This is a genomic window from Brasilonema sennae CENA114, from assembly GCF_006968745.1.
Taxonomy (GTDB): domain Bacteria; phylum Cyanobacteriota; class Cyanobacteriia; order Cyanobacteriales; family Nostocaceae; genus Brasilonema; species Brasilonema sennae.
This window is the reverse complement of record NZ_CP030118.1, coordinates 6,918,713-6,937,626: the sequence shown is the minus strand read 5'-3', so window position 1 is coordinate 6,937,626 and position 18,914 is coordinate 6,918,713. Positions and strand designations below refer to the sequence as shown.

Sequence of the window (18,914 nt, the reverse complement as noted above, 5' to 3'; positions counted from 1 at the left end):
GATACTGCAAAATGTTAGCAAGAGTTCTAGCAAAACATGGAGATAACCTTTCCTTAATAAAAAAGTGATAAAGCTTAACCTTAATGAGCAAATTTGTAGTCCAAAAATTATTGTAAAGTACGTAAACCATAAAGAATGAAAAAGAAATTAGGTATTGAGTAAATTCTCTAGTTCCTAATTTTCTATTAACCATAATTTTGGAATTTTAAATCACTTAGCTCCCGCGTGAATTAGCGTGTGTCGCAGCAGTGGGCGCTTTGGCAGGTGGTGGATTTTTCCCACAGGCGTTTATAGGAACAGCAGCAGTTTTAGTGGCAAACATCTTTCTACGTCCCGTGGGTTACCGAATTAATCAACAACCGCTCAAGGGTACAGAAATTCAGCTATGCTATCGCTGTTCTATAGTTTGTCGTAGCAACGATGAGGCTCATGTCCGTGCCCTGCTGCTACAGGCAGTCAGTGCCACTGGTAAAATGAAGTTGTGTTCTTTACATAGCGAGGATCTTGAAGAAACTCCCGAACGTGTGGAACTTGAAGCTGATATCATGTTCGCCTAATTAGTTATAATCTGGTGCATCTGTGCTAAAACCTAAAAACTTTTTCTCTCCCTGCTCCCCTTCGGGGAAGACCTCCGGTCTCGCTGCGCTAACGCAGTCGCCTGTGGAGGAGCCAGTACTTGATGAGGGTTTCCCTCCGTAGGTATCTGGCGTTGGAAACCCTCCCGCAGCGCTGTCTCACCTACCCCCTGCTCCGTTGCAGCCTTAATGATAAGTCTTTAAACGAACACGATATGACTTAGTCACGCAGGATCGCAACGATCCTTTTTTAGAACAAATTGTCAGCCGTTTGAGCTTGGAGTCTGGAGTAAGTGCGGTTAGTTGGAAAATTATTGAACAAGAGTACGGCTAGATAGTAAGGTGAAGGTGTAGGACTATAATGCCTTGCATTCCTACAGACAACTGAATCTGTAAGCTAGATAAAAATAATCTTATCTATGACTTCAACTTTTCCCTATAAAAATCGCAAGTTACCAACTCAAGCAATAGCAGCCAAAATTTTTCACTTGATTAACATTATCAGTTTATTTATTATGTTCACCAGTGGGCTGCAAATTTACAACGCTAATCCTGTTTTTGGTGGGCGATCAGGTTGGCACATTCCTGGGATATTTACTTTAGGAGGTTGGCTTGCTGGCGGCAGACACTGGCATTTTGCTGCTATGTGGTTATTTTCGCTGAATCTTTTGTGGTATGGAATTTATATTTTCGTCACTCGGCGGTGGCGACATCGATTTGCAGGTATCAACGACTTGCAAGCGTTGCAAAAAAGTAAAAATTCAAAACGTTTAATTTATGCTTGGCACCGCATTGTCTACACAGGCATTATTCCTATTTTACTACTGGCTATCTTCACAGGTATAGGAATGTATAAACCTGCCCAATTCCCTTTTATAGTAAATAGTTTTGGCAGTTGGCAAGCACTCCGAATTGTTCACTTTTCCTCGGTTCCAATAGTTATTTTATTTGTCGTTGCTCACTTTTTGCTAGGGCGTCAGGCTGGAGGTGAGAAATTGACTGAATCAATGTTTTGGTGAGCCAGCGCGGTCTTGGGGAGCCAGTCCTGCAGGAGGGTTTCCCTCCGTAGGGACCTGGCGTTGGTTTCCCCCATGAGCGACTGGCAAACCCCGAAGGGGTAAATCAAAAGTATTCATTTTATAGGAATCCGGTTTGATTTATGAATTGACTCGTGGAGGTAGGGAACAGGGAACAGGGAACAGGGAACAGGGAACAGGGAACAGGGAACAGGGAACAGGGAACAGAAAGTGTACCTAGCTTCGTCAAAAATAAAATATGAGTCCTATATGAATTTAATTCCGATCAAGCGTCCTCAACTATCGCGCCGTCAATTTATAAAAGTTTCTGGATTGTCTGGCATGAGTTTTCTTCTTGGTGGATGTGGAACACCTTTGTTTGAGGATATTGTAGGCAAACTGTCTGAACCACTCAACCAAAAAGTTGAAGCATTAATCTTGAATCCACAAAAGCCAGTACCAGAATTTTCTTACAGTCAGATTGAACCAGAAGCTTTGCTCATTAATAGCTTCAGGTATACTCCAATTATTGACAAAGCAAAATATCGTTTAATTGTTAATGGTGAAGTCAATAATCCCTTAAGCTTGAGTTTTGCAGAAATTCAATCTTTACCTCTGACTTCCATGATTATTCGTCATGTTTGTGTAGAGGGTTGGGCAGCAATAGTACAATGGGGAGGCATTCGATTACAAGAAATTGTTGCTCTTGCTCAGCCTAAAGCAAATGTGCGATATGTTTACTTCCAATCAGCTGATGGCTACTATTCAAGCTGGGATATTGCTTCAAGTTTACATCCCCAAACTTTATTAGCTTATCAGAAAAATGGCGAACCTTTGCCAGTAGAAAACGGTGCACCACTACGTTTGGCTTCTCCCATTAAACTTGGATATAAGCAAAGTAAGTGGATAACTCAAATTACACTAGCGAGTCAATTATTAAGTTCTCGGGGATACTGGGAAGATCAAGGATATGAATGGTTTGCGGGATTGTAATTCGGAAAGAGAAATTATGAAGACTAAAATCTTTCATTTCTTGATTAAAGCTGTCTTAAGAGACGAGTTTTCTCCTGCACAATTGTATTTTCAGATATAACACATTCAAATAGATGATTGCTCTGTTTGAATGTCTGTTTCTGGTGTGGTTAAAAATACTTTTTAAAAATATTTGTGAGAAAAATATGAACTTTTTCGACAAGTTAAACCAAGTCATTTCAGAAAATCAAAGTTTACTCTTTGTTGGGCTTGATCCAAATCCAGAAATGATGCCGACTTGCTTTCAATCTAAAAATATTATTTCTGGATTGTCGGATTGGTTGCAATTTATTATTTCTGAAACAGTCGATAAAGTCTGTGCTTATAAACCTACGCTTGGATTTTATGAAGTTTTAGGTGCTCCAGGTTTAGAACTCCTGCATCAAACTCTAGCAGCTATTCCTCCTCACATTCCAATAATTTTAGATGCAAAACATGGTGATTTAAACACCAGTACTATTTTCGCTAAAACTGTTTTTACCGAATGGGGTGTAGATGCGATAACTTTGAGTCCATATATAGGACAAGAGCATGTAGCCTCTTTTTTGGTTTATCCAGATAAAGCAGTTTTTATTTTATGTTGTACTTCTAATTCTAATGCGTTCAGTTTACAGCAATATCCTTCGAGTGAGTCACCTTTTTATTTACAGGTTGTCAAAGAATCAAAAAACTGGGGAACTCCAGAACAAGTGGGTTTAGAAGTGGGAACTACGAATCCTGATATTTTGTCGCGTATTCGTGCAGTTTCTCCGGAACGAATGATCATGGCTCGTAGCATTTGGGCAGAAAGTGACAATCTTTATAAAATTTTAGCAGCTGGTCTGACGGCAAACGGAGATGGTCTTTTAATTCCTGTTCCTATAGATATGTTAACACAGGAAAATTTATCTGAACAAATTCAGTCTTTGCAAACACAAATCAATCAAGCAAGAACCGAAATAACCCAAAATGCTTCGAGTTGTTCTGTATGGTTTTCTGATGTTTGTTTATTAGAAAAACATCCCCAACTAGATTTAATTTTACAAATGTATGATATTGGTTGCATTATGTTTGGAAACTATGTGCAAGCATCAGGTAAGACTTTTCCTTATTATGTTGATTTACGCAAAGTTATTTCTACTCCGCAACTTTTTCATCAAGTTATCAAAGCCTATGAAGAGATTTTGAAAAACTTAAGTTTTGACCGAGTCGCAGGTATTCCTTACGGTTCTCTACCTACGGCTACTGGTTTAGCTTTACGTCTCAATTGTCCGATGATTTTCCCTCGCAAAGAAGTGAAAGCACATGGAACTCGAAAGCTAATTGAAGGTGAGTTTTTCGCAGGAGAAACGGTTGTCGTCGTTGATGATATTCTCATCAGCGGTAAAAGCGTCATGGAAGGAGCAGAAAAGTTAAAGTCTGTTGGATTAAATATCAATGATATTGTTGTCTTTATCGACCATGAACAAGGGGTGAAAGACCGATTACAACAAAACGGTTATCGAGGTCATTCTGTTTTAACAATGTCAGAAATCACAGAAACGTTGTATCAAGCTGGGCGAATTAATGAGGGACAATTTTCTGCTTTAAGTGAACGAAATGCTTAGTATGTTCAGCACGAAAAGAAACATAACCATACTAAAAAAACCATGAATGGATAAGTTTAAGGCATTGGATAGCATAAGAAGTTAACTTTACCATGCAAAACTTTTATGGTCTAAGATCAAATATGGGCAAGTTAGTAAATAAAGACAGGAATTTTGCAATCTTTATTTACATTGCAGGTGTTTGATCCTTTTTATTAACAGACGAACTTGATCTGGTTTATTACGAAACGAGTCTGTTGACCAAATTCGGTGAATATTCCAACAAGTGCTTGAAAAGCACTTGTTGTCTGAGGCGATCGCGATCTCTTGTAGTCGGTGAACTATTGCTGCGGACAACTATTCAAGACGAGTCTTTCACACTTGTAAACTGCTGTTCCATTTCCAGATATTGAGGTACACCAATCAGATTTTGAAATTCCTTGAACTCAACCAACTCCTGAAAATCCGCCGTAGTTCCCTGTTCTTTCAATTGACGCAAGCAAGCAGTCATAACCTTTGTCGCTGCAAGCAAAGCAGAAACTGGGAAAAACACAATCTTAAAACCTAACTCCTGCAACTGTGACGCTGAAAGTTCGGGAGTTTTGCCACCTTCCACAATATTAGCTACCAAAGGAACATCTGGAAACGCAGAGGCGATTTTTTGTAATTCTTCGACAGATTGAGGGGCTTCCACAAACAAGATATCAGCCCCAGCATCAATATAAGCTCTACCACGAGCGATTGCTTCTTCCAAACCCAATGGAGCACGAGCATCAGTGCGAGCAATAATAACTAAACCACTTTCACCACGCGCTTGCACAGCCGCCCGAATTTTACCAACGTGTTCAGCCATCGAAATGACTCGTTTTCCTTCAAAATGTCCACATTTTTTTGGCCATTCTTGGTCTTCTAGTAAAATCCCCGCAATTCCTTGCTGTACTGCGTCCTTTACAGTTCGGATGACGTTTAATACATTGCCATAGCCAGTATCCATATCAGCAATTAAAGGTATACTGACTGACTGAGCAATTCGTCCTGTGCTGACAAGTATTTCCGTCGCAGTCATCAAACCATAGTCTGGTACACCAAGTGTAGAGGCGGCGATACCAAAACCACTAGTCGCGATTAATTCAAAACCTAATTGTTCAGCCAGTTTTGCTCCCAAGCAATCGTAAACGCCAGGAATGATGATAATTTCCGGACGCTGTAGTAATTGTCGCAGCTTTTGACTAGAGGGTTGCATATAAATCAGTGAACAGTGAGCAGTGAACAGTGAGCAGTGAACAGGGAACGCTTAACAGGGAACACAACGACCACGCTCAGTGCATCGCGCTTAACAGGGAACAGGGAACAATTGATAACTGGTAACTGATAAAGTTTTGTCTTGTTTAGATTAGCACAACAGGTGCATGGCATGAACAATTCAAAATGGACTGCGTCCTTGCACTCTAGAAAAACAAAAATGAAAAAATAAAATAACATCTTGCGTAAATCACGGTATTAGCACTACTTATAAGTATAAAGGTTTGCATTTTTGCCAGAGTTAATACTTGCAACTTCAATTTTCTATTCCACAATAGAGATTGAACACCTTTACCTTAATTTTTATTAATGCAATCCTCCTCCACAACCACTCCTGATTTAATTGTTCTCGGTTTCCATGCTCTTTCCGATCCATTGAGAATTGGCGTTATCGAACTACTGCGAAATAAAGAGCTTTGTGTGTGTGACTTGTGCGAGGCTTTAGAAGTCAGCCAATCAAAGTTGTCTTTTCACTTAAAAACTCTTAGGGAAGCTGGTTTGGTTCGCTCTCGTCAGGAAGGACGCTGGATTTACTACAGCCTCAATATACCCCAATTTGCTGCCTTAGAGCAGTACCTGTCCGAGTTCCGCCGCTTGTACCAAATTATGCCTGCTCGTTTGTGTCAAGAGCCATCCTAACGCATCAACTTTTTTTGATTAATTTGTGTAACATAATCTACTTGAAATATTGACACATCAAGTTTTTTTGAAATAATAGAGATAGAAATGTAACACTCTACGGGAATGAGGTCAATGAAGAAGAAAAATCTTCTTAAGCAACTTTCGTTTCTTGACCGCTTCCTAACCGTTTGGATTTTTTTAGCAATGGTTATTGGGGTCTGTTTGGGTTACTTTATTCCCGCAATAGATACCTTTATTAACCAATTCCAGGTAGGAACTACTAATATACCCATTGCCATCGGCTTAATTCTAATGATGTATCCGCCCCTTGCCAAGGTGCGATATGAAGACTTGGGTGATGTGTTTCGTAATGGTAAAATTCTCCGTCTGTCGCTCATTCAGAATTGGGTTATTGGACCAATTTTGATGTTTGTTCTGGCTATTATTTTCTTACATAATTATCCAGAATACATGGCGGGATTGATTCTGATTGGATTAGCCCGTTGTATTGCAATGGTTGTTGTTTGGAGTGATTTAGCAAGAGGAGATACTGAATACACAGCCGGACTTGTGGCGTTCAACAGTATATTTCAAGTGCTGTTTTACAGTCCTTACGCTTGGTTTTTTATGACTGTTTTGCCACCTCTATTTGGCTTGAAGGGAAGTACAGTCAACATTGGTATTGGAGAAATTGCCCAGAGTGTCTTTATTTATTTAGGAATTCCCTTTATTGCTGGATTCCTAACTCGCGTTCTTCTGGTGAAAGCAAAGGGAAAAACATGGTATCACACTGAGTTTATTCCTAAAATTAGCCCAATCACGCTTATCGCTTTACTGTTTACCATCGTGGTGATGTTTAGCTTAAAGGGAAATCTCATTGTTCAGATTCCCTTTGATGTTGTCCGAATCGCAATTCCAATGCTGATTTACTTCATACTTATGTTTTGTATCAGCTTCTACATGGCTTGGAAAATCAAAGCTGATTATGCAAAAGCAGCAAGTGTGGCGTTTACGGCTGCGGGTAATAATTTTGAGTTGGCGATCGCCGTTGCTGTCGCTGTATTCGGAATCAACTCAGGGGCAGCTTTTACTGCTGTAATTGGTCCGTTGGTAGAAGTTCCTGTGCTGATTGGTTTAGTGAATGTTGCACTCTGGTTTCAAAGACGATTTTTCTCGTCTTCTGAACCAAGAACTTCGTAGTTTTTTATAGATCACCATAAAGGGGTTTCCTACAGAATTTAATACTGAATCAGAAGCTATTACTAATTTTCATGACAACGTTCAATCATCCACCCAGAATCTTGTTTTTATATGGCTCTTTGCGAGAGCGTTCTTATAGCCGCCTTCTAGCAGAAGAAGCTGCCCGAATCATAGAGGAATTTGGTGCAGAAGTCCGGTTTTTTAACCCACGGGAATTACCAATTCATGGAAGCGTACCAGATACACATCCCAAGGTACAGGAATTACGAGAATTAAGCTTGTGGTCTGAGGGTCAAGTGTGGTCTTCTCCTGAGATGCATGGTAACATCACTGGTATATTGAAAAACCAAATTGACTGGATTCCTCTAAGTTTAGGAGCAGTCAGACCGACTCAAGGCAGAACTTTAGCAGTCATGCAAGTCAGTGGCGGTTCTCAGTCTTTCAACGCCGTCAACACTTTGCGGATTCTGGGGCGTTGGATGCGAATGTTTACGATTCCGAATCAGTCTAGTGTCGCTAAAGCTTACCAGGAGTTTAACGAAGACGGGACGATGAAGGATTCACCTTACCGCGACCGCGTCGTTGATGTCATGGAAGAACTCTATAAGTTCACCTTGCTGTTGCGTGACAAGGTAGATTATCTCACAGATCGCCACAGCGAACGTAAGGAAAAAGTAGCTAAAGAAGTCGTTATGTTGGCGAATAAGGCTCTTGAAATGAACTCAAGTAAAGACACGTAGTGATTGCTGTTGCTTTTCATTGTGAGCGAGTCAGTCAGCATGACCTATAAGAATAACTTTTAATGGATTTCTTGAATATCTAATAGAGAGGAAACGCGCGTGAAACGAGTCATGTTTGTTTGCAAGAAAAACTCCCGTCGTTCTCAAATGGCAGAGGGATTTGCTCGCACATTGGGAGATAGTAAAATTGCTGTTAACAGTTCCGGACTGGAATCAAGTTTTGTAGATCCAACAACTGTTCAAGTGATGTCAGAAATTGGCATTGATATTAGTCATCAAACTTCCAAACCTTTAAATAATTTCAAAGCTGAAGATTATGATGCTGTGATTTCTCTTTGTGGTTGTGGAGTCAATTTACCTGAAGAATGGGTGATAAGAGATGTGTTTGAAGATTGGCAACTAGATGATCCAGAAGGACAAAGTATAGAAACCTTTCGCCGTGTTCGAGATGAAGTTAAAGAACGAGTCGTGAAGTTGATTAAATCGTTAAGTCAAAGTTGAACTGTAATCAAGGGGTAACAAGTTTGAACAAGGCTGCTCATTGAAACAAAAATCCCCATCCTCAGGCAATGCCCAGGTGGGGAACGTCAACTAGCGAGGATTAGTCAATGAGTTGTGGAGTGGGAATTTGCGTATCAATATCTGCTTGAGACAAAGTAGGGATTAACCAGTTGGTTTCACCCACCTTGTATACTTTGGCAGGTTCAACATTCAATTCAATTACACCAGTTGCTGGATTAGCTCTAGCAATAGACTGTGTACCATCGACAAACTTAACGGCGATTGGTTCACTCAGCTCTTGTGGTTGAGCATTTGGACTCAGAATAACCTGGGTAAGAGCGGGCAAGTAGATGCCATCGCAATCCCAATCATCATCGGTGATTTGCCCTGCTGCTAAATAGTAGAGTTGAGTAGGAGATTTTTTCGGTTTATTGGCATAAACAGCTAACGTCTTTCCAGTTTCATTGCGGCACTGTGCCCGTTTTCTGGCTGTTTCTATGACATTCTTCTGAAACTGCAATTGTGCCAACCGCTGCTGAAATTGCTCAGGCGTATAGCCAGCTTGCTCAGGCGCATTTTTCACACTTAGAAGTTGATTGAGCGCTTGAGTGACTTCAGCATAGTCAGCCCCCTTGGTGAAATCCTTGCCTGCCCAAGAAGGCTGAGCAATCACCAAGTTCACGATAAACACGAGCGCGACAAGAACAATTTTGAGAAACTGCATATTTTACTTCTTTGTTTGAGATGAGTATTTGTTCTAACAAAAAATGTGATGAGGAAGTTGGAAGCTGCTTAATACCTTAGTAAGAGAGTATTCAGCCAGACTTATTGCAAGATTAATGATTTTCTACATCTTTTTGGGTAACTTCTATTGGTTTATTAGCCTGGAGACACTGGATGTAAGTGTACATTTTACTAGACTTGTGATTACTTTACTTGAACCAAGTTAATCAATCAAAAAAAATACTCTTAGCTGTTTCTTCAATAAATCTAAATGATGATTTTCTTAGCCAATATTTAAAGTTTGAAAATATATAGTTCATGTCACTGACACTAGAACATGGCATGGTGGAGTTTGAGGAGACTTTGAAAGCTTTATAAGCGTGAGCAGTTTTATAGTTCGCTTGATTGAGATTGACTTCAATCACTTATCAGTTATCACTGTTCACTTCTTCAAAACTGGAGACATTTTTAAGCTTGTTTCGATTCACCCAACGATTGATAAATTCGTTATTTTTTCTACGTACCTTAATTTGCACTTTCTTGTCGCCTAACTTGACGACTTCGGCAGGAATTGTGTGAACATCAGCAGAGTCTGAACGAGCCTTATAAAGCCAAACGACTTTTTGCCCAACTTCAAAAAAATCAGAATTACTAACTAAGGAAGGAAGAGTTGTTGCCCAGGAGGGGAAAGCAATTATTAAATGAATCACAAGTACTAAGACTACTAAAGAGATTTGGAAAAGTTGCATGTTTTTTACGATGACAAACTTTGAGTTTTGAATTTGGAAATTTGAATTGTTTTGATAAGTCCCATTAAACATAGGCAAATAGCTGCCAAAGTAATTGGAGTTAGTGCGGCACTGTCTAAGATAATAAAGACGCCTAAGCCTATCAATACAAAGGGAACAAGATTACTGCCATAGCACTTTAGCAGATTGGCGAGTGCTCTTTGGCAGGTAAGTTTGTATGTCAGATAGCACCAAACTCCAACTAGTAACAAGAAGACTGCAACTATCACCAGCAACTCAGAAAACGTACTGTTAGCAAACAATGGCATATAAATGCCTACATTATCACTACCATTGGCGATGGTAATAGCCGCCACACTATAAGCTTGGGGAGACACAAAACTAGCGAAGGCAGAAGAATGAGAAAATTCGGTTTCGGTCTCAACAGATGAATCGCTTTCTGGATTTAGCAGACAATTTAGTCCAATGCTGATGGGTACTAAACCCAGAAGTCCAATCCAATGGGATGGCAAGACTAAGCCTCCTAGAAAACCAATTAAGCTGGCAACAACCAGAGTACAAAAGCCCAGGTACTGACCAATCACAATGTGCCGACGACGGAAAGTTGCATTCACCTGAGAGAACAACAGCGTGAGAATGACCAAATCATCCAAGTTTGTGGCTATAAAAGCTGTGATGCCCGTGGGAATTGCACTGATAAGTTCGTTCATTTCTATCTCTCTTCGATTTTCATGCTATTACTGTCTTACACTAAGCGTATTGCAGTCATAAGTTCGTTCACTTTTATCTCTCCTGAATTTTCATGCTATTGCTGTCTTACACTAGCATCGGATTATGTCTGCAAATGCTTAGGAAACTGCTACTTAGTGAAGCGTGGAGGTGTAGCGTCTCCAATTCAACTGATAGGCTGTACTCGCTGAGAATGAGGTGCTTTCTTTCATTATCCTGTGTGAAATTGCTTGTTCAAAGCAAATATTCTTTTTTATCAAAATGCTTTAAGGATTATTTTGATAAGAGTCAAAAGAGTCTAGATTTTAAGAATCTTATGCATTTGGGCAAGTTATATTCAGACTCTCTTGCTGTTGAGGAAGAAAAAAGCATTTTTACCTCATTCTTATCGACGAATTAATTCTCAATAGTTTTGTTATTCTCATCAATTTGCTGCTTAACACTCATAAGTTTATAACTGGAAGCTTGCTTGGAGAATTTGCTATTGATTTGGGCATGGCGTCCTGGTAATAGATGTAATTTAACTTCTTTGGATTCTGGAACTAAAGTTACTTTTATCTCATTGAGAGATTGTTGCTGTTCTTTGATAATTTGAGTCAGTTCATTTAACCGTTGAGTGTGTAATGCATCCAATTTTTCATGAAGTAGTTCAATGTTTTGTCCAGCTTTGAGATTCACTTGGTGGTCAATTTCGGCATTTCTGCGGTCTGTATCAGACTGGCGATTCTGACTCATCAAGACAATAGGGGCTGTGTAGGCTGAAGCAAATGAAAACACTAAGTTGAGCATCATGAATGGAGACTCATCCCAGTGAGGAACACCAGGCATGGCGTTTAGACCTACCCAGCCCGCCAAAATTGCGCTTTGACCGATGAGAAATCCCCAAGAACCTACTTGTGCTGCTAATTTATCGGCAAGGCGCTGCCCGTGAGTCAATTCTTTAGTAGATATGTTTTCGACTGCTAAATGCTGTTTCTTTACCTGAGAAGAATTTTGAATGACTTTTGGATCAACACTCTTTGATAATGTTTTTTTGGTAAGATTCATATTGCACCTCTTTGCGTCATTTCGTTTGTGTTTCACCTGATGTTTTTCAATGTACGCTGACCAAACGATAAGAGCAAACAGTCTTTGTTTTTGAAACGATAGATAAAAGTGATTGTTAACGAATTCATAGCTGAGACTCTGTTTTTGTTCTTATTTATTTGAGTCTCAGTGTTGTCTGTTATTTTGAAAACCCTTTTGAGCGGTCATACTTTTGTACCAACTCATCTAGTTCAGCTTGCATCATCGCACGAACCTGTTCGTAACAAGCATCTACGTAGGTGCGATCGCGAGCCGCAACACGCCCATAACGCTCAAATACAATTGGTGCACAGACGTGAGTGTGAATCTGCATGGGGAAGGGGATATTTGGTAAAGGTCCAATCCCCACCCCCCAAGGTAGCCCAAGGTAAACTGGGAATACGCCCGTGTTCCCATCAAGTAACCAAGGAAAGCCCCATTCATGCAATTGTTTCATCTGGTGGTAGAAATCAGCTAGCACAATCAAAGTTGAGTGTGCACCATGAGAAATAATGGGCACAATTGGTACCTCTTCTCGTAAAGCCAACTTGATGAACGCCTTATTATTTGCCAGATGAATTCGGTTTCGCCAAGTGTAAGGACGAAACAAATCCTGTGCACCTCCTGGGTAAACCAGTAGTGCTGCATCCTTTCGTAGGGCTGCACTCGCCATTTTGGGATGTGCTATAATAGCTCCCACCGGAGCACCCGGCACAGCAAAGATAGGGGTATCCCAAGCTGACGGGTGCATCAAGGCGTAGGCTAATCGCTCATAACCAAAAGTGCGGAACCAGTCATACATGAACATTGACGTATCAGGTGAACCCAACCCGCCATTATGGGAACCGACAATCAACACTTTTCCATCTGATGGCATATGATGCCACCCAGAGGTTTGAACCCGAAAATAGTAGCGGTAAAACCATTCCCATATCGGCATCCAAGCTTTTATAATCTCAGGGTTTCGCTCCGATAAAGACCAACCATCGAACCTACGACCAGAGGCTTTTGAGTTAGTACCCGAGTTATTTGTGAAAATACTTAACTGCTCTAATAATTCAGAAAAGGGGTTAGAGATTTTGTCGTCGTAGTCCTGGTTACGCATAAAAATATTGTTGAATACCTTTACCTTATAGCGTTTCCCAAGCAATTGAGGTACGCCTAAATCTTTTTCTCAGAGTTAATACCTTTAAAAACGTACCTGACCAGGTTGGTAACTGCTATAACGTACCTGACCAGGTTGGTAACCGCTATAATGTCTTTCTCCTACACCCCCATGCCCCTACACCCCTACACCCTTTTTCAACCTAAATCACCACAATAAAAGCAATATATGCTGAGTAACCGTATACTTTTTTAAATAGAAAATTGAATTTTTAAGATAACTTTATACAAAATTTTCAGGATAGAACAAATGAATTAACCTACTTTATTGGTAATTAAGGCTATTTTCTACCAGTATAAGTACATAGACTACTGTCTTTTTTAGATAAAGATGCTTTGGAGATAATTGTAAGTTAGTGAACATTAAGGTAGGTTTAAAAAATACAAAACTACCAAAGATTGCTTACCAGCTACGACTTTATCCCTATCTTCTAGCTGGAGTAAAAAGCAAACTTTCAATAGTGGGTGCGAAATTTGGAATTTGAAAAATCACAGTCACATCTCGCACATTAACGCAGGAAATCTTTCATGAAGAAAAGGCACAAATTAGCGCTGGCTAGCGCTAGCATTGCTTTGGGTTTTGGTGGCATCCAAGCAAAACCAGCAGAAGCTGCTGCAGTTGGTCCGGTTGACGTCTATGCTGCTGCCAGCTTGAACGGCAGCCTGCAGGCTGCTGAGGCACTTTACAAGCTAAGCAATCCAGACGTCACCTTTAACAATACCTTTGGGGCTTCTGGTACTCTGGTTAATCAAATCCTAACAAATACAGATAATAGAAATATAGATGTCTTCTTCCCAGTATCCGAAGCACCCTTAGATACTCTGCAATCTAACGGCAAACTGGTAGCAGGAACCAGACAAGACGTAGTAGGCAACACCTTGGCTATAATCCAGCCTACAAATTCAACCGTACCTATATCAAGCGTTCAAGACTTAGTAAATGTGACCCGTAACGTGATTATTGGTAATCCTGCGACTGTTCCAGCCGGACAGTTTGCCCAGCAATTATTTAGGAATTCAGGGATATCGCTCCAACCACCCAAACTTGTCTACGGCACGGATGTGCGTGATGTATTAAATCAAGTGTCAAGCATCACTAATGATACTATAGATGCGGGCGTTGTTTACACCACAGATGCTCTAACACAACCTGATCTAGTCAAAATTGCATACACTCCGCCTACCAACCTTTACTCTCCGATTGTTTATGGTTCTGCTGTACTTGCACAATCTCAAAACCTAAATGCAGCTAGAGATTTTAACAGCTTTCTGGGCAGCCCTCAAGCATTCACCGTGTTTCAGTCATATGGATTCACTAAGCCCGTTCCCGAACCTCTGACTATTGGTGGCACAATAGCAGCAGGTCTATTCGGTGTTGCAATGAAGCGAAAAGCAGCTAAAGCTAAAGCTAAAGCAGCAGTGAATTAAAGGTTTTTGGCAGTACCCAGCAATCAAAATTGAACTCACAACTGTAAGTAGGAATTAACCCAGGTTACGCCTGGGTTTTTTTGCAGTTTTGTCTGATGATTAAGGAGGATAATGCACTTTCTGAGCCGTGAAGCTCAGAGACTGTAAAAGCGATCGCCCATCGCAATAAAACATAAAATAGTGAAAATCTAGACAAAGTCGAGATTATGACAGTCAATCCACAAACCATCGACTCATTTCGAGCCTTAGCACTTCAGGTAACGTGCCATGCAGTCAACCAAGCAACTGACCGTCAGGAAGCACGTTCTTTGATGCAAAATACTATCAAGCGTTTAGGACAACAAATCGCTGCCAGTATTGCATTCATCGGCTTTGACTGTCGTTTAATTGTTCTACCAGAATACTTCCTCACAGGCTTTCCAATGGGAGAGTCGCTGGCTGTCTGGGGGGAAAAAGCTTGTTTAGAAATGGCGGGTGCTGAATACGAAGCACTCAGTAAAATTGCACAAAAACAGGGTATTTTTATTGCAGGTAATGCCTACGAGCTTGACCCCAATTTTCCAGAGCTATACTTTCAAACCTGCTTTGTTATCGACCCATCAGGGTCAGTTGTCTTGCGGTATCGACGGCTGAATTCTATGTTTGCTCCGACACCCCATGATGTTTGGGAGAAATATCTTGACTGTTACGGACTTGAAGGGGTGTTTCCGGTTGCAAAGACTGAAATTGGGAATTTGGGGGCGATCGCATCAGAAGAAATTTTATATCCGGAAGTAGCGCGCTGTCTAGCAATGCGTGGAGCAGAGATTTTTCTGCACTCAACCTCAGAAGTTTATGGCAAAGAACGCGCTCCCAAAGAAGCAGCAAAAATCTGCCGCGCTGTGGAAAATATGGCTTACGTAGTCTCATCCAATACGGCAGGCATCGCTAATATCCCCATCCCTGTTGCTTCTGCCGATGGTGGCTCTAAAATCATTGACTATCGAGGGTTAGTTTTAGCCGAGACAGGCGAAGGGGAAAGTATGGCAGCTTTTGCTGAGATAGACTTGACTGCTTTACGCCGCTACCGCCGCCGCCCAGGGTTAAATAATTTACTTTCACGACAACGGTTTGAACTCTACGCAGAAAGTTATGGTCACTCGCACTTTTACCCGGCTAACAGTATGCTGGAAAAAGAAGTAGACCGCAAACACTTTATCCAAACACAGCAAGAAACGATAGAGCGCCTAACTAAACTAGGGGTGATTTGAGTCATGTCCAAACCAATAGAAATCCGCAACCCCTGGACTGGAAAATTTGATTATGTGATTATACCACTACCCCCAAAGCTGATAGTACAGCAATGCAACCGCTTGCGGAGAGCACAAAGAGGTTGGTTGCAGCTTGGTTTAGAAGGGAGAATCGAAGTTCTGCAACAGTGGAAGCAAGCGATTATATCTGGACGCGATAAACTGCTTGAAACTTTGGTCAATGATACAGGAAGATTATCAATATCGCAATTAGAAATTGACTCATTCCTCTCTAGCATTGATAGGTGGTGCAAATTAGCACCAGAATTGCTGCAAGAATCTGTCAAAGATACAGCAATTTCTTTTATCGAACTGCAACAAACAGCGGTTCCTTACCCTCTAGTTGGGGTTATTAGTCCGTGGAACTTTCCTCTGCTGCTTTCAACAATCGATACAATCCCAGCATTACTCGCTGGTTGCGCTGTAATCGTCAAACCCAGTGAAATTGCTCCCCGCTTTACCGGACCATTGTTGGCATCAATTAATACAGTTCCAATATTACGTGATGTATTAACTTTTATAGAGGGAGCAGGCGAAACCGGAGCTGCACTCATTGAGTATGTGGATTTGGTATGCTTTACTGGAAGTGTGGCAACAGGTCGAAAAGTAGCAGAAGCAGCAGCCAAACGCTTTATTCCTGCTTTTTTGGAATTAGGAGGTAAAGACCCGGCTATTGTACTGTCGTCCGCTAATTTAGACTTAGCAACATCAGCAATTTTGTGGGGTTCTGTCGTCAACACTGGACAGTCGTGTCTTTCTATAGAGAGGATCTACGTTGCTGAATCTATTTTTGAAAAGTTTGTTGAACAACTGCTAGCCAAAGTGCAACGCCTTGAGTTAGCTTACCCTAGGCTGGAGAATGGAGAAATTGGTCCGATTATTGCAGAAAGACAAGCAGCAATTATCAGCGACCATCTGCTAGATGCAGTGGAACAGGGAGCAGTTGTTCACTGTGGCGGTGAAGTTGAGAATTACGGAGGATCTTGGTGGTGTCGTCCGACAGTTCTCACTTCTGTTGACCACTCTATGAAAGTGATGACCGAAGAGACATTTGGTCCTATTATGCCAGTGATGCCCTTTTCTACAATTGAAGAAGCGGTGAACTTGGCAAACGACTCTATATATGGACTGAGTGCAGCCGTTTTTGCCTCGTCGGAAACAGAAGCTTTGAAAGTCGCGCGTCAGATAGATGCAGGTGCTATCAGTATCAACGATGCTGGTCTCACTGCTCTTATGCATGAGGGAGAAAAAAATGCTTTTAAATTTTCTGGTATGGGTGGATCCCGCATGGGACCTGCGGCGCTGACACGTTTTATGCGAAAAAAAGCTTTTTTAGTGAAAACAAAGAACATCAGCGATCCTTGGTGGTTTGATAACATGTCGGGTGGTTGACCAAGAAAGGGTGTAGGGGTATGGGGGTGTAAGGGTGTAGGGGAGCCACTGCCCTTCGGGTATCTCCTGCACCAGACGCTACGCGTTAGCCCTTTGGGCGTGCGCTTTAGGGTCGCCTTTTAAACATCACCATACTCGCTTGGCATCAAATGTTGATGCGGGGAACTCAGGAACAAAAAATGTACCGTCATCCCTTCACTCTAATCAGGGTTTCTGAGCGATTATCATTATCATAAATGATTTTGTCATTCTTTAGAGGTATTGACAAAATCAATAAAATTTGAACATATCACAGATGCTTCTTTTTGTCCAAAGTCCAATAAGATTATAATTAAGTATTAAATATTTTTCGATTACTCTTATCAAAAACTTGTAAATCAAAAATTTAGGACTGCCGTAAATCTTTAAATAAAAAACACGGTACTCATAGAAGCGATAATTAATTATTTTTAGGCGTTGATAATTTGTTTCTATCTATATAATTTGTAGTTTATTCAATCAGGAGAAATAGATGAATGTGAAAAATCTTATAAAAAAGCAGCAGTGAGCAACTGCCGAAACAATTACTTACTGCTGTAATAATTTATAAGTTGGTAAATCTACTTTTTTTAGCACTCGATAATTGAGATAATTTCACTCTCAAATAGCAATGCGTTTGTTAATTCTAACTTTTCAGATCGTTTGAACCTCATTCTTCATCCATGAACGATCGCTCCCTTATCAATCGTCCTACATGAGCGAGTGCCTTACTTTGCCGGACCAGGTACAAATGGGTTAGCCACTTTGAACTCAGCAGCCCCAACTTCTTTGAGAGAGAAGACGAGGTCAATGCTGTGTGCAACCGCATCACAATTATCAGGCTTCACTCGGATGAAGGTCGCGATGGGAGGCAATGACTTTGTGAGTTCGATTTTAAAGTCATCTTTTTTAGTGCAACCGTTGCTAGTGACTGTGATGGTTGCACTAATGTCGGTGAGAACAAGCCCATGTAAAGTTTCCATCTTTTTTTCCTCCATTATTTTCGTTAACGCACTACGAAAGCAGCGATCGCACTACTGTGGTTGGGCTTCTATCGTCACGGTAATCGTTTGCTCTCCTAACAATCCACCTTTGCTACCTGATGTTTCAACAAGTTTCCATGCAATGCGAAAATCTGATATGTTCCCTTGCAAAGCCTCGAACGCTACACTAATGGCTTCCTCAAGAGCAGATTGAAAATCCCCTTCTTTTGAGGTTCCTTGAAATTGTTGAATCTTTGTAGTAGTCATGATTGTTTCTCCTTGGTATTTATAAATGATTGTTTGATGTCGAGTTCTAATCGCACTTCTGTGTTGCGGCGAGCAGTTACGGGCATTTAATCCTCTTGCAGTTTGTCAAACATTCTGAAAAGCCGCAATCTCCTTCGCGTACTGCACAATTTAATGCTTTTGGGAGACACTTGCGGAAGCACTCCATCTCACAGTCTTGACTTGGAACTATACCACCGCCGAGTATCGTTGCTCTGCTAACTTTTCTGACAACAGGTTGAGCTTGAGTTGGAAGTTTCATCATTATTTGTCCTAATTTTTAAGGTTTGATTTGTGGTTTCGAGCATGAGCCAAACACACCCTGCTGTTTCCAAGCATTTCATTAAGAGGTTTTTGGTTTCAGGATGTTCATCAATTAATAAAATATTGTTCATAGTTTTCCTAATAGTTATCCTAATATTGATTTTTTGAATACCTTGAGCATGACGAAGCGCTCAAGCGCTTTGCTATAGCAATCATTTTTCTTGACTGCTGACTAAACAAAGAGTCAACTTTGCTACCTGATTTTTTTGTTTG

The 18,914-nt window shown here is 40.8% G+C and carries 21 protein-coding genes and 1 pseudogene; 12 read left to right on the top strand and 10 right to left on the bottom strand.

Features of this window, described 5'->3' with window-relative positions:
* The first annotated feature begins 248 nt into the window (after positions 1–248).
* The 3 genes and pseudogenes from DP114_RS28900 (at position 249) to DP114_RS28895 (ending at position 1,594) form a co-directional block, all read left to right on the top strand.
* Positions 249–557, top strand: a complete 309-nt coding sequence (locus tag DP114_RS28900; RefSeq protein ID WP_216669946.1) for a hypothetical protein — start codon at positions 249–251, stop codon at positions 555–557.
* Positions 558–804: 247 nt separating this feature from the next.
* Positions 805–909: pseudogene (locus DP114_RS36450) on the top strand (MgtC/SapB family protein); the annotation flags it as partial.
* An 85-nt stretch (positions 910–994) separates the two neighbouring features.
* Positions 995–1,594 (top strand): cytochrome b/b6 domain-containing protein, encoded by a 600-nt coding sequence (locus DP114_RS28895; protein WP_171977766.1) that lies wholly within the window; start codon positions 995–997, stop codon positions 1,592–1,594.
* Here DP114_RS28895 and DP114_RS35880 read toward each other — a convergent pair.
* On the bottom strand, positions 1,580–1,711 hold the full coding sequence (locus tag DP114_RS35880; RefSeq protein ID WP_256379289.1) for a hypothetical protein: 132 nt from the start codon (positions 1,709–1,711) through the stop codon (positions 1,580–1,582). The two genes, DP114_RS28895 and DP114_RS35880, sit on opposite strands and share 15 nt — an antisense overlap.
* 150 nt (positions 1,712–1,861) lie before the next feature.
* Between DP114_RS35880 and DP114_RS28890 the strand changes: the two genes are divergently transcribed.
* A complete protein-coding gene (locus DP114_RS28890) occupies positions 1,862–2,584 on the top strand; it encodes a molybdopterin-dependent oxidoreductase (protein ID WP_169268212.1) in 723 nt (240 codons plus the stop codon).
* Between the two features lie 185 nt (positions 2,585–2,769).
* Positions 2,770–4,209 carry a bifunctional orotidine-5'-phosphate decarboxylase/orotate phosphoribosyltransferase gene (locus DP114_RS28885; RefSeq protein WP_171978334.1) on the top strand — a complete coding sequence of 480 codons (1,440 nt, stop codon included), beginning with the start codon at positions 2,770–2,772 and terminating at the stop codon, positions 4,207–4,209.
* 340 nt (positions 4,210–4,549) lie between these two features.
* Here the strand turns inward: DP114_RS28885 and DP114_RS28880 are convergent, their stop codons facing one another.
* Positions 4,550–5,431, bottom strand: coding sequence for an isocitrate lyase/PEP mutase family protein (locus DP114_RS28880; protein ID WP_169268213.1), 882 nt, complete (start codon positions 5,429–5,431; stop codon positions 4,550–4,552).
* Positions 5,432–5,799: 368 nt separating this feature from the next.
* Here DP114_RS28880 and DP114_RS28875 point away from each other — a divergent pair, with 368 nt between their 5' ends.
* The 4 genes from DP114_RS28875 (at position 5,800) to arsC (ending at position 8,552) form a co-directional block, all read left to right on the top strand.
* Positions 5,800–6,129 (top strand): ArsR/SmtB family transcription factor, encoded by a 330-nt coding sequence (locus tag DP114_RS28875; RefSeq protein WP_169268214.1) that lies wholly within the window; start codon positions 5,800–5,802, stop codon positions 6,127–6,129.
* Between the two features lie 114 nt (positions 6,130–6,243).
* Complete coding sequence (gene arsB / locus DP114_RS28870) at positions 6,244–7,311, top strand: ACR3 family arsenite efflux transporter (protein WP_169268215.1); 1,068 nt, start codon at positions 6,244–6,246, stop codon at positions 7,309–7,311.
* A 71-nt stretch (positions 7,312–7,382) separates the two neighbouring features.
* Positions 7,383–8,051, top strand: coding sequence for an arsenical resistance protein ArsH (gene arsH, locus DP114_RS28865; protein ID WP_169268216.1), 669 nt, complete (start codon positions 7,383–7,385; stop codon positions 8,049–8,051).
* A gap of 99 nt (positions 8,052–8,150) precedes the next feature.
* Positions 8,151–8,552, top strand: coding sequence for an arsenate reductase, glutathione/glutaredoxin type (arsC, locus tag DP114_RS28860; RefSeq protein ID WP_441293683.1), 402 nt, complete (start codon positions 8,151–8,153; stop codon positions 8,550–8,552).
* Positions 8,553–8,652: 100 nt separating this feature from the next.
* Here the strand turns inward: arsC and DP114_RS28855 are convergent, their stop codons facing one another.
* The 5 genes from DP114_RS28855 to DP114_RS28835 all read right to left on the bottom strand — a co-directional run bounded on the left by DP114_RS28855 (position 8,653) and on the right by DP114_RS28835 (position 12,923).
* The gene (locus DP114_RS28855; protein ID WP_171977765.1) at positions 8,653–9,276 is read right to left on the bottom strand and encodes a hypothetical protein; all 624 of its coding nucleotides are present in this window, start codon (positions 9,274–9,276) and stop codon (positions 8,653–8,655) included.
* 427 nt (positions 9,277–9,703) lie between these two features.
* On the bottom strand, positions 9,704–10,024 hold the full coding sequence (locus DP114_RS28850) for a hypothetical protein (RefSeq protein WP_171977764.1): 321 nt from the start codon (positions 10,022–10,024) through the stop codon (positions 9,704–9,706).
* Between the two features lie 5 nt (positions 10,025–10,029).
* Complete coding sequence (locus tag DP114_RS28845; RefSeq protein ID WP_171977763.1) at positions 10,030–10,734, bottom strand: cadmium resistance transporter; 705 nt, start codon at positions 10,732–10,734, stop codon at positions 10,030–10,032.
* A gap of 415 nt (positions 10,735–11,149) precedes the next feature.
* A complete protein-coding gene (locus DP114_RS28840) occupies positions 11,150–11,800 on the bottom strand; it encodes a DUF1003 domain-containing protein (RefSeq protein ID WP_171977762.1) in 651 nt (216 codons plus the stop codon).
* 178 nt (positions 11,801–11,978) lie between these two features.
* Positions 11,979–12,923 (bottom strand): lysophospholipid acyltransferase family protein, encoded by a 945-nt coding sequence (locus DP114_RS28835; protein ID WP_169268221.1) that lies wholly within the window; start codon positions 12,921–12,923, stop codon positions 11,979–11,981.
* A gap of 587 nt (positions 12,924–13,510) precedes the next feature.
* On the opposite strand from DP114_RS28835, the gene modA reads away from it, so the two are divergent.
* From modA to DP114_RS28820, 3 genes are all read left to right on the top strand, one after another.
* Positions 13,511–14,410 carry a molybdate ABC transporter substrate-binding protein gene (modA, locus tag DP114_RS28830; RefSeq protein WP_169268226.1) on the top strand — a complete coding sequence of 300 codons (900 nt, stop codon included), beginning with the start codon at positions 13,511–13,513 and terminating at the stop codon, positions 14,408–14,410.
* A 206-nt stretch (positions 14,411–14,616) separates the two neighbouring features.
* Positions 14,617–15,660, top strand: a complete 1,044-nt coding sequence (locus DP114_RS28825; RefSeq protein ID WP_171977761.1) for a nitrilase-related carbon-nitrogen hydrolase — start codon at positions 14,617–14,619, stop codon at positions 15,658–15,660.
* A gap of 3 nt (positions 15,661–15,663) precedes the next feature.
* Positions 15,664–17,091: an aldehyde dehydrogenase family protein gene (locus tag DP114_RS28820; protein WP_171977760.1), complete on the top strand. Its 1,428-nt coding sequence runs from the start codon at positions 15,664–15,666 to the stop codon at positions 17,089–17,091.
* Between the two features lie 746 nt (positions 17,092–17,837).
* Here the strand turns inward: DP114_RS28820 and DP114_RS28815 are convergent.
* From DP114_RS28815 to DP114_RS28805, 3 genes are all read right to left on the bottom strand, one after another.
* Complete coding sequence (locus DP114_RS28815; RefSeq protein ID WP_169265349.1) at positions 17,838–18,092, bottom strand: hypothetical protein; 255 nt, start codon at positions 18,090–18,092, stop codon at positions 17,838–17,840.
* A 51-nt stretch (positions 18,093–18,143) separates the two neighbouring features.
* Positions 18,144–18,359 (bottom strand): hypothetical protein, encoded by a 216-nt coding sequence (locus DP114_RS28810; protein WP_169265350.1) that lies wholly within the window; start codon positions 18,357–18,359, stop codon positions 18,144–18,146.
* 236 nt (positions 18,360–18,595) lie between these two features.
* Positions 18,596–18,772 (bottom strand): hypothetical protein, encoded by a 177-nt coding sequence (locus tag DP114_RS28805; RefSeq protein WP_169265351.1) that lies wholly within the window; start codon positions 18,770–18,772, stop codon positions 18,596–18,598.
* Positions 18,773–18,914 lie beyond the last annotated feature (142 nt).

Excerpts from the sequence above, each read along its gene's own strand:
- DP114_RS28895 (WP_171977766.1), top strand. The coding sequence starts at position 995 with ATGACTTCAACTTTTCCCTATAAAAATCGCAAGTTACCAACTCAAGCA.
- DP114_RS35880 (WP_256379289.1), bottom strand. The coding sequence starts at position 1,711 with ATGAATACTTTTGATTTACCCCTTCGGGGTTTGCCAGTCGCTCATGGG.
- DP114_RS28890 (WP_169268212.1), top strand. The coding sequence starts at position 1,862 with ATGAATTTAATTCCGATCAAGCGTCCTCAACTATCGCGCCGTCAATTT.
- DP114_RS28885 (WP_171978334.1), top strand. The coding sequence starts at position 2,770 with ATGAACTTTTTCGACAAGTTAAACCAAGTCATTTCAGAAAATCAAAGT.
- DP114_RS28880 (WP_169268213.1), bottom strand. The coding sequence starts at position 5,431 with ATGCAACCCTCTAGTCAAAAGCTGCGACAATTACTACAGCGTCCGGAA.
- DP114_RS28875 (WP_169268214.1), top strand. The coding sequence starts at position 5,800 with ATGCAATCCTCCTCCACAACCACTCCTGATTTAATTGTTCTCGGTTTC.
- arsB (WP_169268215.1), top strand. The coding sequence starts at position 6,244 with ATGAAGAAGAAAAATCTTCTTAAGCAACTTTCGTTTCTTGACCGCTTC.
- arsH (WP_169268216.1), top strand. The coding sequence starts at position 7,383 with ATGACAACGTTCAATCATCCACCCAGAATCTTGTTTTTATATGGCTCT.
- DP114_RS28855 (WP_171977765.1), bottom strand. The coding sequence starts at position 9,276 with ATGCAGTTTCTCAAAATTGTTCTTGTCGCGCTCGTGTTTATCGTGAAC.
- DP114_RS28850 (WP_171977764.1), bottom strand. The coding sequence starts at position 10,024 with ATGCAACTTTTCCAAATCTCTTTAGTAGTCTTAGTACTTGTGATTCAT.
- DP114_RS28845 (WP_171977763.1), bottom strand. The coding sequence starts at position 10,734 with ATGAACGAACTTATCAGTGCAATTCCCACGGGCATCACAGCTTTTATA.
- DP114_RS28840 (WP_171977762.1), bottom strand. The coding sequence starts at position 11,800 with ATGAATCTTACCAAAAAAACATTATCAAAGAGTGTTGATCCAAAAGTC.
- DP114_RS28835 (WP_169268221.1), bottom strand. The coding sequence starts at position 12,923 with ATGCGTAACCAGGACTACGACGACAAAATCTCTAACCCCTTTTCTGAA.
- modA (WP_169268226.1), top strand. The coding sequence starts at position 13,511 with ATGAAGAAAAGGCACAAATTAGCGCTGGCTAGCGCTAGCATTGCTTTG.
- DP114_RS28825 (WP_171977761.1), top strand. The coding sequence starts at position 14,617 with ATGACAGTCAATCCACAAACCATCGACTCATTTCGAGCCTTAGCACTT.
- DP114_RS28820 (WP_171977760.1), top strand. The coding sequence starts at position 15,664 with ATGTCCAAACCAATAGAAATCCGCAACCCCTGGACTGGAAAATTTGAT.
- DP114_RS28815 (WP_169265349.1), bottom strand. The coding sequence starts at position 18,092 with ATGGAAACTTTACATGGGCTTGTTCTCACCGACATTAGTGCAACCATC.
- DP114_RS28810 (WP_169265350.1), bottom strand. The coding sequence starts at position 18,359 with ATGACTACTACAAAGATTCAACAATTTCAAGGAACCTCAAAAGAAGGG.
- DP114_RS28805 (WP_169265351.1), bottom strand. The coding sequence starts at position 18,772 with ATGAACAATATTTTATTAATTGATGAACATCCTGAAACCAAAAACCTC.